Origin of the sequence: Pilosibacter fragilis, assembly GCF_032490495.1 — a bacterium.
GTDB lineage: Bacteria > Bacillota > Clostridia > Lachnospirales > Lachnospiraceae > Pilosibacter > Pilosibacter fragilis.
In genome coordinates this window covers 75,355-89,280 of record NZ_JAVYJB010000005.1, presented here as the reverse complement: position 1 = coordinate 89,280, position 13,926 = coordinate 75,355, and the positions used below count along the sequence as shown (strand labels likewise).

Annotated in this window: 16 protein-coding genes; 2 read left to right on the top strand and 14 right to left on the bottom strand. The window is 47.1% G+C overall.

Going from position 1 to position 13,926, the window contains the following annotated elements:
- Positions 1-46 precede the first annotated feature (46 nt).
- Together ABCW45_RS06180 and ABCW45_RS06175 are read right to left on the bottom strand one after the other, a co-directional pair.
- A complete protein-coding gene (locus ABCW45_RS06180) occupies positions 47-1,177 on the bottom strand; it encodes a hypothetical protein (RefSeq protein WP_343220483.1) in 1,131 nt (376 codons plus the stop codon).
- A 212-nt stretch (positions 1,178-1,389) separates the two neighbouring features.
- Entirely contained in the window at positions 1,390-2,082 is a 693-nt protein-coding gene (locus ABCW45_RS06175) for a 5'-methylthioadenosine/adenosylhomocysteine nucleosidase (protein WP_343220482.1), read from the bottom strand.
- 457 nt (positions 2,083-2,539) lie between these two features.
- Here ABCW45_RS06175 and ABCW45_RS06170 point away from each other — a divergent pair, with 457 nt between their 5' ends.
- Positions 2,540-2,788: a TIGR03905 family TSCPD domain-containing protein gene (locus ABCW45_RS06170; protein WP_015552901.1), complete on the top strand. Its 249-nt coding sequence runs from the start codon at positions 2,540-2,542 to the stop codon at positions 2,786-2,788.
- Between the two features lie 214 nt (positions 2,789-3,002).
- On the opposite strand, the gene ABCW45_RS06165 is transcribed toward ABCW45_RS06170, so the two are convergent.
- Together ABCW45_RS06165 and ABCW45_RS06160 are read right to left on the bottom strand one after the other, a co-directional pair.
- On the bottom strand, positions 3,003-3,524 hold the full coding sequence (locus ABCW45_RS06165; protein WP_343220481.1) for a DUF6147 family protein: 522 nt from the start codon (positions 3,522-3,524) through the stop codon (positions 3,003-3,005).
- A gap of 65 nt (positions 3,525-3,589) precedes the next feature.
- On the bottom strand, positions 3,590-4,477 hold the full coding sequence (locus ABCW45_RS06160) for a DUF4367 domain-containing protein (RefSeq protein WP_343220480.1): 888 nt from the start codon (positions 4,475-4,477) through the stop codon (positions 3,590-3,592).
- 114 nt (positions 4,478-4,591) lie between these two features.
- Here ABCW45_RS06160 and ABCW45_RS06155 point away from each other — a divergent pair, with 114 nt between their 5' ends.
- Positions 4,592-5,662: an undecaprenyldiphospho-muramoylpentapeptide beta-N-acetylglucosaminyltransferase gene (locus ABCW45_RS06155; protein WP_343220479.1), complete on the top strand. Its 1,071-nt coding sequence runs from the start codon at positions 4,592-4,594 to the stop codon at positions 5,660-5,662.
- Here the strand turns inward: ABCW45_RS06155 and ABCW45_RS06150 are convergent.
- The 10 genes from ABCW45_RS06150 to ABCW45_RS06105 form a co-directional block, all read right to left on the bottom strand.
- A complete protein-coding gene (locus tag ABCW45_RS06150; protein WP_117472544.1) occupies positions 5,653-6,198 on the bottom strand; it encodes an RNA polymerase sigma factor in 546 nt (181 codons plus the stop codon). The two genes, ABCW45_RS06155 and ABCW45_RS06150, sit on opposite strands and share 10 nt — an antisense overlap.
- Positions 6,199-6,224: 26 nt before the next feature.
- Complete coding sequence (locus ABCW45_RS06145; RefSeq protein ID WP_015552896.1) at positions 6,225-6,641, bottom strand: HIT family protein; 417 nt, start codon at positions 6,639-6,641, stop codon at positions 6,225-6,227.
- Positions 6,638-7,258, bottom strand: a complete 621-nt coding sequence (locus tag ABCW45_RS06140; RefSeq protein ID WP_117503589.1) for a rhomboid family intramembrane serine protease — start codon at positions 7,256-7,258, stop codon at positions 6,638-6,640. Before ABCW45_RS06140 ends, ABCW45_RS06145 begins: the two co-directional genes overlap by 4 nt.
- Positions 7,259-7,280: 22 nt before the next feature.
- A complete protein-coding gene (locus ABCW45_RS06135) occupies positions 7,281-8,381 on the bottom strand; it encodes a putative NPN-dependent ornithine cyclodeaminase (protein ID WP_117471044.1) in 1,101 nt (366 codons plus the stop codon).
- Between the two features lie 112 nt (positions 8,382-8,493).
- On the bottom strand, positions 8,494-9,957 hold the full coding sequence (locus tag ABCW45_RS06130; RefSeq protein ID WP_343220477.1) for a DUF6382 and FHA domain-containing protein: 1,464 nt from the start codon (positions 9,955-9,957) through the stop codon (positions 8,494-8,496).
- A complete protein-coding gene (locus tag ABCW45_RS06125; RefSeq protein WP_343220476.1) occupies positions 9,957-10,370 on the bottom strand; it encodes a hypothetical protein in 414 nt (137 codons plus the stop codon). The genes ABCW45_RS06130 and ABCW45_RS06125 overlap by 1 nt, the downstream gene beginning before the upstream one ends.
- Entirely contained in the window at positions 10,367-10,798 is a 432-nt protein-coding gene (locus ABCW45_RS06120; protein ID WP_117471047.1) for an A24 family peptidase, read from the bottom strand. The genes ABCW45_RS06125 and ABCW45_RS06120 overlap by 4 nt, the downstream gene beginning before the upstream one ends.
- On the bottom strand, positions 10,795-11,640 hold the full coding sequence (locus ABCW45_RS06115; protein WP_178276497.1) for a pilus assembly protein: 846 nt from the start codon (positions 11,638-11,640) through the stop codon (positions 10,795-10,797). Before ABCW45_RS06115 ends, ABCW45_RS06120 begins: the two co-directional genes overlap by 4 nt.
- 214 nt (positions 11,641-11,854) lie before the next feature.
- Positions 11,855-13,711 (bottom strand): DUF5702 domain-containing protein, encoded by a 1,857-nt coding sequence (locus ABCW45_RS06110; RefSeq protein WP_343220475.1) that lies wholly within the window; start codon positions 13,709-13,711, stop codon positions 11,855-11,857.
- Complete coding sequence (locus tag ABCW45_RS06105) at positions 13,712-13,879, bottom strand: Flp1 family type IVb pilin (RefSeq protein WP_117471198.1); 168 nt, start codon at positions 13,877-13,879, stop codon at positions 13,712-13,714.
- Between the last annotated feature and the right edge of the window lie 47 nt (positions 13,880-13,926).

Genomic DNA, 13,926 nt, shown 5'->3' with positions numbered 1-13,926 from the left:
TCACCGTCTGCCTTGTATTGTTAAAATATGGACTGCCTTGCTGATTTTATACCCCGCCACTCTGCAATGTATTAAACAGCGTCTTCAGCATGTCCAGCTCCGCCGGCGGGATTGAATTCCGTATCAGATCCAGCCTGTCCGAATCTTTCAGCATCTCCTCCGGTTGCTCCCTGCTCGCGGCGATCTGCTTCAGGCTCTCGCTCAGATGATTGATACTCTGGGCAAGCTCCGTCTCACTTGTCGGTACTTTTCCGCCTGTTCCTGAATTTTCCTGTCCAATATCCCGGACATTTTGAACTGTGCCTCTATTATAATCGGCCTTTCCCGCCGTTTTTTTTGATGAACTGCCTGCGCTGTTCCCATTTACGGCCTGGTCGTCCTCATTTTCCTGGAACGCGGGTCCTTTTCCGTCCAGACGTGACGTTCTCCCGGTGTCCCTGGTCCTGGCGAGACTCCCTTTTTCCACCTGGTCCGTTTCCCCGTTCCCGTTAGCAGCCTGTGCGTCCTTCTTTTTTCCAAGGACAGAAAAGCGGCTGTTGAGCTTTTCTTTTCTCGCATTCTCCTGGTTTCTTCCATATCCAATGCCGCTGGTGCCTGAAAAATCTACGATATCGGAAGAGCCCACCGCCTTTTTCCGCTCCTGCCCGGCGTAGGCGCTGTTATCCACACTTTTATAAAAATGCGGAGAGTTTTCCACATAATCAACTAAATGATCCGCAAGCTGTTTCCGTTTTGTCCCGGCACCGATCCCGTTGTCCACAAATGCGAGGAACAATCCGCCAAAAACGCCCGCTGCCCCGTAGAGCACAATATAATAGTTGTCACACCGATACCAGTAAGCACCGAACGCCGCCGCTCCGCCTGCCATAAAGCAGAGGATCATCGCCTGCACCGACAAATTGTCCCACCCGTCAAGGCTCATATGCAGGAAGCGGAATCCGTAGAGCTGTTTTTCTATGTACGCGTTCACATTTCGGATCCCGTGGTTAATAAGGAACACATTTTCCATGCGCTGTTTCAGCGCCTTTAAATTTTTATCCTTCGTGAGAGCCATGTTTCCGGTTTCCTTGATCAATCTTTTGTAGAGGCTGCCTGTTACGAGTGTGCTGAGTGTCCCGAGCGCACAGATCGCTGCCAGGACATAGAGCATTCTCCCTGTCTGTAAAAATTCCAGCATAATCAGTTCCCCTTTCTTCGTCCAGATCAATTCCAGATGATGCCACTAATTATACCGGGCTAGAATGTTTTTGAGAAGGTTGAGAACGGAAGAATCGTTCGTCAAATGGGGACAGGAATCGCGTTTTAAGGTGATAGTGGAGGTAAAATATTCTCGTAGAAAGTAGTTCTCGCAGCTTTCTTGCTCCAGAAAACTTTTTGAGTCTTCTCTTTTTAGATTCTCTTTACAAGTGCAAGCATCAGGTTCACGGAATGCTCAACAGCCTTTGCCTCAAACTCGCTGTAATCCATATGGGCGCTGTCATCTGCCTTGTCAGAGATCGCACGGACGATCAGGTACGGAACCTTGTTTAAGTATGCGGCCTGAGCGACTGCTGCGCCTTCCATCTCTGTGCAGTACGCGTCGAAGGTGTCATGGATCCAGTCCTTTTTCTCCTTGCTGTCGATAAACTGGTCGCCGCTGGCAACGCGTCCCTTGAAAGTGCTGATATCCGGGTTTGCCTCTCTGCATGCCTCTTCCGCGAGAGCTAAAAGTCGCTCATCCGCCGGGAATTCCTTCACGCCAAGCTGGGGAATCTCACCTGCCGGATATCCGAATCCGCCTGCGTCCACATCGTGCTGTACTGCAACAGTAGAGAGAACGAGGTCACCGATATTGATCTCATTTCTTAAGGAACCTGCGATTCCTGTATTTACGATTCCATCCACCTGATAAAGATCCACAAGGATCTGGCTGCAGATACCGGCGTTTACCTTACCGATACCGGAGCGAACGATGACAACGTCCTTTCCCTCCAGTTTTCCCCTGCAGAAATTCATTCCTGCCACTGTCTTCATCTCTGTCTCTGTCATTTTCGCGCGAAGCTTCTCGACTTCCACTTCCATTGCTCCGATAATACCAAGCATTTGAATTCCTCCGTGTTGTATCATATGATTTTAGTCTGATCTCGAAAGCAGCAGTTCATCTGCTGCTCTTAAACATAGATTCTATCTGAGTTTCAGACGCGTTCTTACCGTCTTTATCGTTCTCATTATACGGGATACAGAGCGGAAGGTCAAATAAAATCCTTAGCTCATCCGCCGATAAAATCCTCAACTCATCCGTCGATCTCCAGAATAACCAAGTCACTAAGTTCGCTCGCTCTTCTACTCACCTCGAACTAAGCTGGCCCGTTTTTAATAATTCCGATATTTGCTTCGTCTGTAACCTGTAAACTTATTTTTTCCGTCTGGAAATCTTGCTTTATCGCCTATCCTCAGCTCTTTCCGCGCTTCTCTTGACAATGATTCTCTGCTGTGAGTATAATAAGGATACTTTCAAACTGGCCGCAAGGTCATATTTTTTACAAACGGAGGTTTTTATATGGTATACAAGACACAGGGCACCTGCTCCAGAGAAATCCATTTTGATGTAGAGAACAACAAACTCAAAAATGTAAGCTTCGTTGGCGGCTGCAATGGAAACTTAAAAGGTATCGGCCTTCTCGTTGAAGGCATGGATATCGACGATGTTATCAAGAGAGTCGAAGGCGTAAGCTGCAACGGCCGCCCAACCTCATGTCCAGACCAGCTTGCAAGAGCTTTAAAGCAGTACAAAGAGCAGCAGGCTTAAACATCAAAAGTGAGTCATTTCCAGACGTAAAAATAGCCCCGCAAGAGGTTTGTTGTGCGCGGGGCTATTTCTTTTATTCAGTTCATAAATTGTCGAATCATTATTCTCACCGGCCTCGACCGGTTTTATCTAAGGTATCTTCCCATCAACCATCTCCCTTTATCAGTTTGTGTCTATATTATCCGGCCGGAATAATATACTAAAGTATTAAAGGTTAAACTGCATGGTCGGTGAGAAGGACACCGTTTGTCTGGGTAACTTTAGCTTCCGCCTCGTCGCCCCACTCAACAAGATGCATTGCACGGGCACGGTAATAACGATTTGGCTGGCAACCAGTTACTGTAAAGCCCACATGATACTCTGCAAATATCTCATCCTCTGATTCTTCTTTTGTCTTTTCAAAATCCCATTTACCAATTTGCTTCCAATCTTCACGATCCTCATCCCATTCATCTAGAAATACGGTCTGATAGATTGTATCAACTTCCTTATGTGCAAATGTTTCTACTGTAATATGTAATGTTCCATCTTCTCCATTAGTAATTTGCAATACTCCTGCTGATAGTCTAATCCCCCGCGCATTGTCCTCTGACTCAAGCACTGGGCTTTGTAATAAAACACTGGGCTCATGATACTCTAAAGAAGCATTACCTATCGGCTCTCCTGCATATACCATTTTGACCATCGCAAGCATCAATAAAACGGTACTGCACCATATTCTTTTTACTAATTTCATTTACATCTCTCCTTTTCATTTATTTACTAATACAAACGTAATCCAAAGAGAAATGTGACCATTTTTTAATAAAAAATTATATTTTTTAAAATTTTTTCGAACTCAAGCTTTGGCATATTACCAAATAAATAATACGCTCCTCCATTTTCCAAAAGCACCGCTTCATATTCTGTACTTCCATCCTCTACAGTGTTACTTGAATATTCTATGTTTTTCTTTAACCATTTATTGTAGATTGTATTTTTCTGCTGTCTATCTGATATCATATTAGCAGATGTACTTTTTTTATTTTGAATTTGTAAAAGCCGAATTATATTTTCTTCATATAAGAAAGTTAATTCTACTTCATTGTTATTGTAAACTGTATATCCTTCAAAAGACATATTAGTTGGACGGTAATTTAGCCTCAGTAATGGAATATTCATATCTGATTTAATTTTGTTATAGGCTTCTTCTAAGTGAGAATTTTCTTCTTTATTCTTATCATTATCCATATAAATTGCCGGTTCACTATTTTTTAATCGTCTAAAGAAATAACTCTTCTTCCCAATCGCCGTCCCCCCAAGCATCCCTGCAATCACTGCCACCAACGCCGCAGTAGCAAGGACCTTCTTCTTTCCGAATCGTATCACTTTCTTCTCATTCTTCTTTTTCTCTTCCGCTTCAGAGATTACTGTTACCGTCTTCTTTGGAAGCTCTTCTGCAATTTGAATGTTGGCTGATTCGTTCTGTGGAACCAGAGTCGGTGTCTGGGAGGCGGTTTCCTTTTCAAGTTCGGCTTTTCGTGCCAGGAAACGTTTCATGAGTCGATCTTCGGCGCCAGTGAAGTTTACATCTTTGAAAGTCTCGTTTGCCTGATCCAGCTGTTTTAACAGCTGATCATCCGAATAGCCAAACGCTTCCCGAAGACATTCGCTTATTTTCTGATCCTCACGATTCTCCGTGTCTGCCATGATTCAGCACCTCGCTTCTTCCTTTGTATCTATTAGGGGTTGACATTTCTCTTTCAGCCGTTACTATTAAATAGTCAGCAGCTGTGAAATTCTTGCTCCATGGAGGCAATTTTTATGAAAACCATTCTTCTCACCGGCGGTGGTACAGCCGGTCACGTTACTCCGAACCTTGCCCTGATTCCGTCTCTCAAGGCAGCCGGATATGATATTCGATACATTGGTTCCTACAATGGTATGGAACGCAAACTGATTGAAAACGCAGGTATTCCTTACGACGGAATCTCTTCCGGAAAACTGCGCCGATATTTCGATTTAAAGAACTTTACCGACCCATTCCGCGTATTAAAAGGTTACGCAGAGGCCTTAAAGTTGATGAAAAAATACAAACCGGATGTTCTCTTCTCTAAGGGCGGCTTTGTTGCGGTTCCTGTTGTCCTCGCTGCAAACCATTACCACATTCCGACGATCATCCACGAGTCCGATATGACTCCAGGTCTGGCAAATAAACTCTGCATTCCGTCTGCAAAATGGGTATGCTGCAACTTCCCGGAGACCTTAAAGTATCTTCCGGAAGGAAAGGCAGTCCTCACAGGATCCCCGATCCGTGCAGAACTCCTTCAAGGTGACCGTCTTGCCGGTCTGCAGTACACAAACCTCTCTGCGGCAAAACCGATTATTCTTGTAATCGGTGGAAGTCTGGGCTCCGTAAAAGTAAACGGCGCGGTCCGCAGTATTCTTCCAAAGCTCTTAGAACAATTCCAGGTGATCCATATCTGTGGAAAAGGGAACCTGGATGAGTCCCTGATTGGAACTCCCGGTTACGTTCAGTATGAATATGTTGACAGTCCGCTGAAGCACTTATTTGCGGCAGCTGATCTGATTGTCTCCAGGGCAGGTGCAAATTCCATCTGTGAAATTCTTGCACTCAGGAAGCCGAATGTCCTGATTCCGCTCTCCGCAGCGGCCAGCCGTGGAGATCAGATCCTGAATGCCAATTCTTTTGCAAAACAGGGGTATTCCACGGTTCTGGAAGAGGAGAAAGTGACTGACGCCACTCTTTTTGACGCGATTCACGATACCTACGAGAACCGCCGGACATTCATTGATAGTATGGAAAAGAGCCATTTAAATAATGCAATTGATACGATCATGAAATTGATCAACGATTGTGCTGATCACAAATGACCGCGGTCCATACGACTTTTCAGGTTTTCTCTTAAGTATTTTCTTGCTCTTGAAATTCGCGAACGACACATGTCGTTCGTGATTTCAAGACGCTCACAAATTTCTTCAGTCGTAAATCCCTGGATGAAATACATCACCGTGACATCCTTCCACGATTCCCTTAAACCATCCAGGACCTCGAAGATCTGACCGCAGCTTTCTCTGCTAATTACGGATTGCAGCGGATCGTATGTGGAAAGATCTGCGACATACTCCAGTTCACTCACATCTTCGTCCTCATTCGGCTTGATGCTTCGCTTCTCTTTTCTAAAATAGTCGATACATTTATTCTCGACAATACGCGCCAGCATCACTTTTATAGCTTTTTCACTCTCTAGCTTCCCGCCATAATCCGCCCGGTAGAACGACCAGAATGCTTCCATGACAATGTCTTCCACATCATCATATGGCACTCCGATCGCATAAGCCAGCTTCATATACATTTGAGCATATTTCGTAATCAGTACTTGCAGCAGTTCATCTTTGTCCTGCGGCATAAATTCTCCTTTAAAAATCTCTCTGATTACAGTGCATCTTTAATCTTTTCTGCTGTCTCAGCAAGAACCTCCGGATCTTCTTTTCCCGGTTCCCATCCAGCGATCACCGGACCGCCCTCATAGCGCGGGATCACATGTACATGGAAATGGAATACCGTCTGTCCTGCTGCTTCACCGTTATTCTGTACCAGGTTGAAGCCTGCGCAGCCCAGGGATTTCTTCATTGCGGTTCCGAGTTTCGCTCCTAACGGAAGTACTTTTGCAGCAATCTTCGGATCCAGCTCGGTAACGTCCTTAAAGTGTTCTTTCGGAAGGATCAGGGCGTGACCTTTCGCAGCCGGACCAAGGTCCAGAATTACACGGAAATCTTCATCCTCATATACAGTTGAGGAAGGAATCTCACCATTCGCGATCTTACAGAAAATACAGTTACAGTCTTTCATCTTTTGATACCTCCGTCCGCCCACCAGTCTCTGGCAGGCCTATGATATAAAATTATAGCAAGCACAAAGCCTATTACAAGGCCAGACAGGTGTGCGATATTGTCCACACCGGTGCTTGTATATCCTAAATACAGGGAGAAAAAGATCATGATCACAAGTTGTCTTGTATTCAGATCTTCCAACTGCCCTCTGTTGGCCGTAACCACATAAAGCAGGCCGCCGACCACTCCAAAAATTGCGCCGGATGCCCCGGCTGATACTGTCATTGTATCAGCTGTGTGCGCCATCATAGACACCCAGTTCGAGCCAATTCCGCAGAGCAGGTAAAATATCAGGTACTTCACATGTCCCAGTGCCCGTTCCAGGTTGTCCCCGATCACAAACAGGACCAGCATATTGTTCATAATATGCCGGATTCCAAAATGCATAAACATCGCTGTCAAAAGCCGGTAATACTCACCGTCCTCCAGGACTGCAGGTGCAAACATCGCGCCCTTTGTATACATGAAATACGCGTCCTCCGAGGAACCGGTGATCTCCAGATACAGGAAAAACAGCACATTCAGAGCAATCAGAAGTCCATTTACATAAGCCTTCTTTCCATATCGGCTTCCCATGGGTCTCATCCTTTCTACTCTGTTATTTCATGACCCCAAGTCCTTTTGCGATGATCGTGATAAAGTCCTGGACATTCGTCACGATAGTCGTTGCGGAGAGGCTTCCGCGGTCCATCAGCTTGTTTACCACAAACTCGTCCGCATCAACAGTATAGAGATATACCGGGCGGATCGTTCCGTCCTTCATAACACGGAATGACGGAGTCATATTGCCCGTGGCAATCGTGTGAAGCATTGTAGCTAAGCAGATCACACAGGTGGCATCCCGCACCATATCGCGCATGGCGCTCTGTCCTTTATACGCGTCTCCGATGACTTCCGGCATTGGACCGTCATCGCGGATCGAACCGGTCAGAACAAACGGAACATGATTCTTCACGCATCCATAGATAATACCATTGTCAATGTGATTATCCTCGATAAATTTCGGAATGGAACCGCTTCTGCGGACCTTATTTAACACATCCAGGTGGTTGTAATGGCCATTCGGCTGGGATACCTGCGTGTAGATATCCTGTCCTAGTGCCGTATGCAACAGCGCGCCCTCCAGGTCGTGGGTCGCGAGCGCGTTTCCTGCCATCAGACCGTGGGCATATCCGTTATCGATCAGGGACTGCATTGCGTTTCTCGCGTCATAGTCGAAGGAAAACGCCGGTCCCATGACCCAGACAATCTTCCCATGTTCTTTTTCATAGCGAAGAAGGTCCATCAGGCGGTCATAGTCTCTCGCATAGGAGGTCTCCCTGCTTCGTCCCTGGCGGAACACAAATTTATCCGCAAGCGCGTCCGCTTCTGTCTGGAATCCTGTACTGTGGACATAAATTCCCTCCTCGCAGGCTTCGCTCCGTCCAAGAATAACCTTGTCACCTTTTTTGAGATTCCTGTTTTCGACTACCTCCAAATGTCCATCCGGGCAGATCACAACGCTGGAATCCATGCGGCTCTCTTCCGCTAACACCCACTTGCCCTGGATCTTAAAATATTCCGGGAACATAGATGTACTGTGAAAGTATTCTGGGGCAACCCCATCGATCTCCACGATTTCCCATTTCGCGTCAGGGGCCTTGATAAACTGTTCCTTTGAAAAATCGGGCTGATGATATTCTGGCATCTGAAAAGCCATAATACCCCTCCTTTCATCATTGATGGATATATCATAGACCAAATGTCCGAAAAACACCACCCCTGTTTTGTATTTTTACTTTCTCTTTAACGGAACTTTTACCCAGGAGATCCTACAAAAAACGGTATCTCTGATCCGCAAAAGAGAGCATTTCCCCTGGTTCTATATGAATACTCTCATTTGTCTCCAGGAACCGCCCATTTACACTGGTTCCATTCGTTGAATTGAGATCCGTGATCATATATCCGTCCTTATCTTCTTCAATTTTCGCGTGGATCCGGCTGATCTGAGGCAGATTCAGGCAGAAATCCGATATTTCCCGGTTCTTTCCAATAATAAACGGGAAATATCGGACCAGGACGTCCTCGCCCCCATTTTCCGGGACGAGACGTCTTGTCGCCGGGTATATCTGTCTTCCCGTAAGAAGCACTGTCTGCATTTCATCAGATTCTCTTTGTCTTACATCAGTTCTTAAGTCATTAGGATCAGTATAAATGCCATTCTCATTATTTTCTGCATCTCCCCACACTTCCGCCATATCTCTCCGGTATTCAATTTTGTCCGGCATTCCTCCGCGCTCCCTGTCCTCTTCTTCCCGGAACTCAACTTCCCAGTCCTCTTCTGTTTCCCCGGTCTCTTCTTCATCTTTTCTCACACGAAAGAATATCACGCCGGCCATCAGCACACCTTCCGCCGCAAGGATTCCCCATTTCCATTCCAGAATCCGATCGATTCCGACAATAAAGTAAACTGCCACCGGAACAGCTACCATCAAAACCGCAAACAGCACTGAAAACAAGTTTTTCCCGTGCTTCAGCCCTTTCTCCTCTGCCAGTTCTTCTGTCTCGCCTGAAAGATCCATTTTCTTGATCTCAGAATATCTGTACTTTCCTTCTGATCCATTTTGCTTTTCTCCCTGGTGTCGCGGCAGCTCTCCTGCTGCCCCTGTCCCATATTCCCTGACCATTTTTCTCTCTGCTTCATATAACTTTTCCTTTCCAGTGTTTTCCCCGAAAATATCTTCTTTCCCGTCTCTTTCTCCCGCCCGCAGACATTTTTCCAGATCCCGGATCCCCAGATTTTCCTTTTCTCCTGCCCGAAACAGAGCGAATGCCAGAACTACCGCGTCTCCGTCTGTGTGATCCACATGGTCCAGAATATACCGTGCCAGTTTCCGGAAACTCTCCTCAAACTGACTGCCACTCCCTGGAAGAAGGCAGAAATTCGCTTTCAGGTCATCCGGATCCACATAGATCATATCCGGTTCCAGACAAAGCTGGTCTCCGTCCATCAGGAACCTTTCCAATGCCGTCATGGTGACGACCAGATCACTGGTGATCTGCCGGATCTCCTTTGCCTTAAATGACCGGTATTCCATCATTCTGGCTAGCGACTGTCTCGACGTGATATTAAAATACAGGAATGTCTCCCCATCGATCCTTTTTTCCTGAAACGGCAGAAGTCCGTTGATCCTGTTTTCCGACAGCATCCGCAGCGCATAGGATCCCCCGATCTCTTTTTCCGGGTGCAGTACCATGTAATTTCGGTTCATTTCTCGTTTAAATTCTGTTTTCATCAGTCATCGATCCTGTCTTTTATTTTCTTCAAGGCGTCCTGCTGCCGCAGAAAAGTCTCCGGGTGGATATCCGCCCGCTCTATATGAAGACTCCAGTCCCCCGCCGCCGCGTCACCTTCTGCCGTCAGCGCTCCCAGATTCAGATGGAGCTCATATGCTCCCAGATAAAGCCTTGGGTTCCCCATCTGGCTTCCCTCCTGCTCAAAAGAATCTATCGTTTTTTTCTTATTGACGTTATTCCTGGCCCGCTCCAGTGTTTCCTCCAGGATCATACTGCCAGTCACCGTATCATGGACCGTATAGGCATATCGGATAAATGCCGCCAGGGATAGTAAGACCACCGAAAGAATTATGGATGCCTCTACCGTTATGCTGGCGCTGTAATATTTCTTTATGCAAGTCGTCTTTCTCATATCATCCTCATAAGCACCATCCACAGTGACGCAGGTAAAAGAAACGGCAAAAACGGCAGCCGCAGTTTTCGGATATTTTCCCTTCCAGTTCCGATCTGTGCGCCGACCATTATCGCAAGCCCAAATATTCCGCAGAAAATCTGCCCGGAGATCAATAACATCACACACTCCTGCCACCCAAGGAAAAATCCGGATACAATAAAAAACCACCCGTCGCCCTCACCCAGGAGCCCCCTTGTCAACATTCCAATCAGCAAAAGCATAATTCCAGGAATCATCGCCAGAACGATCTCCCCCGGAAGCCGTTCCTTCCATATGCAGGTTATGATCCCTACTGCCGCTCCGCCCGCCAGTACCTCCAGGCTGATGCTTCTCGTTCTGAGATCCTGCCAGGCTGCGGTTCCTAAAAAAACAAAAAACAGATTCATTCTGTCTCCCCCTTTTTCCTCACACAGTATGAGCACAATCCCAGATGTTCCGCCTCATCCTTCGGTACTTCCCGCACATAGGATATCATAGACCTGCAATTTTTATTGCAGTGATAGTGCTCGCCTGCCGTCGTGATATAGACGGTCTCCGATCCATCTCCCTTTTTCCCGCAGACGGCACAGGGCGTTCGCTTTTCTCCGGGAACCTTGCCGTTTTCTGCCTCAGATCTTGTGACAGTCATGTACTCATTCGAAATATAATGGCAGTCCCGGAACAGGTGATATCTCCCTATTCCGGCCCCTACATAGACCATCTCCGTCTGCTCATCCCCATCACCATCTTGAGAAGTCCCGTCTCCCTTTAATTTCCCGGGAATTCCGATCCAGGACCTCCGTTTCACAGCCACAGTCTCCGTCTGTTTTCCCAGAACTGTCTCAAAAAATGGAATCTCCTCCTGATACTCCGCCGCAAACTCGATCTCACCGTTCTCTCCGTATACATCTGCCTTTTTCACCGTCACATGATCCGCGTACTGCCCGACTTTTCCCCGGATCCAAAGAGCTGCCGCAGCGTCCGTACAGAATGCCGGCAACTCACTGTCTCCGGTTTCCACCGACTCCGCCAAAATCCCATATTGACTGATCTCCTCGCCAATCCGCTCCATGGCAGTCTGAACCTTTCTCTGCCTGTCAAGCCAGATAACTGGTTGGAGAAGTGCCAGAAAGAAAAACAGGGCGAGTGGAAGGACAAGCGCAGCCTCCACTGTCATGGAGGCCGGGAGTGAGGAGGTGCATGGATGCGCTCTCCTTGCCAGCAGGGGATCATGTACTTGGAGAGACATATTTTTCCTATAAGAATGGCATTGCTTATTCATTTCATCAAAACTGGCAAAGAAGAGCACAGCCATACACCTCCTTTATCTAAATTAAATGTAACTACTCAGTACCTTCATAGTTACAATCAGGAATCTATTCCAGATCGGCTGCGCCGATGGGATTTTTGTCTTCCAGATTATGTTTTCTTACAGTCAGATGATGGGGGCTGTTTCCACAGCATTAATACGATCCCGCCACATACACAGTTCCCTTATATTCCTCTTTCTGAAAAAACATATGCTTCTGCAAAACCTCCGCCTCGATCTCAATCTGGTATGCGCAGTTCGCCACTGAGAAATCCGCCTGTTCCGTCCGGATATTCCACTGGATCAGATCCATCATCCGGAAATTTCTTGTTTTCCGATCCATGAGAAAGATCAAGCAGCTTAAATACTCCGTATATGTTCTTCCATCCCCGGAGCATTCCCCTGTCTCCTTCAAAAACGACTGATCCAACAGCCCGGAAAGACAGGTCTTCCAGGTTCCTTCTGTCTTCCAGAACGGTATCTTTCCGCCCGCCAACAGCATTTTTACATCCAGCACTGCCTCCCCGAACGCCCACAGCGTCAGGATAAAAAAAGACAACGCCATCTGCGCTGGTACGATTCCCACCGCCACTGCTGCCGCCAGGGCATCCGCCTCCGCCTTTTTATCCGGAGAATTCAGCAAAAACAGTAAGTTCATTGCTCCTCTGAGTGTAAGTACCTGGTTCACAGCATCCTTTAAGTTTTCCCGGTCCGATTTTTTTCCTGCAAGAAGATATTCCATCTCATATCGCAATGCCGATGGTTCTGATTCATTTTCTTTTAAGAATGAAGAGAAATACAGCGGAACATATGCATTTACAGCCATCTGTCTCGATGCCGCCTCCAAAAGCCCGGTTCCCTCTGTATCTGAGCTTTCCGTATCATTCTGATATTTCGACGCGGACGGAATTCCTTTTAAGGAAACAGCGTTCTGCGAGATCGCCGTTCCGGCAGGAAGAAGAATATCCAGCAGTTCTTTGTCAAAAAGCTCCTCCAGGCGGTCCACTGCAGCCGCTTTCTTCTTATCCTTCGGCCCAGAATCCACTGACTCCAAGTTCTCCATCTCCTCCACGCACTGACTGATCTGCTCCCATTCTGTTTCTTCCTCCTCTTCATCCTCCGCATCCGATTCCATATCGAGAAGCCCGCATGCCTCCTCCAGAAGCTCCAGGTTCCGCTCGGTTTGCGTTTCATTCTGCAGATATCCATCAAGCCGCTCCTTTGCGCTTTTGACCACCTCATTACATGTTGATATTTCCTGTCCCAATGTCCCGGACGCTGTCTCGTCTTCCAACTGTCCGGAATCCATTTTTTTGTTCTCTGTTTCCAGGCGCTCCAGTTCCTTCTGAAACTGTTTCACCAGACCCGGAAATCCTTTTAGTTCCCGCTTTAAAACAGCCGCATGCCTCTTAAATGCAGCCGCTCTCTCTTCATCTGCCGCATCGCAAAGCTTTTCCCGAGTTTCTTCTATCGTCTTCAGTGACTTTTCAACCGCCTGCCCCGCCTTTTCCAGCCTGCGCACCGAACGCCCGGATCCGCAGCAGGAATCATACAGAGTATGGAAGTCTCCCGCTTTCTTTACCTGCTCCGCTTCCTTCAAAACCCCGCTTCCGGACACTGCAAGCTCCGGGAAACGGTACTTCATATAGGCAGCGATCTCCTCCTCAAGCCATCTCCCATTCTCATCCACCATACGGGACATTCCGGAGAGTGTTACGTTTTTCCGTCTTGCCGGATACATATTTGCCTGTTCCAGATAGAAATCGAGATAGCGGCCGAAGGTCTCCTTGATCGCCGCCTCCGATTCATATTCCAGAAATAGGAGCTGATAGCGATCCCATAAATTTCGGTTATAGTAACTCATCACCGATGACACCGCCGAATCCGATGCCATCCGAAGATACAGTCTCGCTCCCGCTGTTCTCGCCGATTCCACAAGTCCCAGAACAAGCGACAGTACACATATCAGCGTCAGACTCAGAAAAACCGTAATCTCTCCCCGGTATCTCATCTAATATACCTCTTTCGCCTGTTTGTTGATCTCCGTAAAGATTGCCGTCAAAAGCTTGTTGATCTGGGTCTTAAACACAATGACAAGCCCAATGAGCACTACGAGGATCAGAACGACCTCAATAACTCCAACGCCATCTTCTTCCATAAGAAATTTCTTCAACTGCATACATACACCTCCCATATCTCTTCTGGATCTTCCCATTCCTGCCGCAG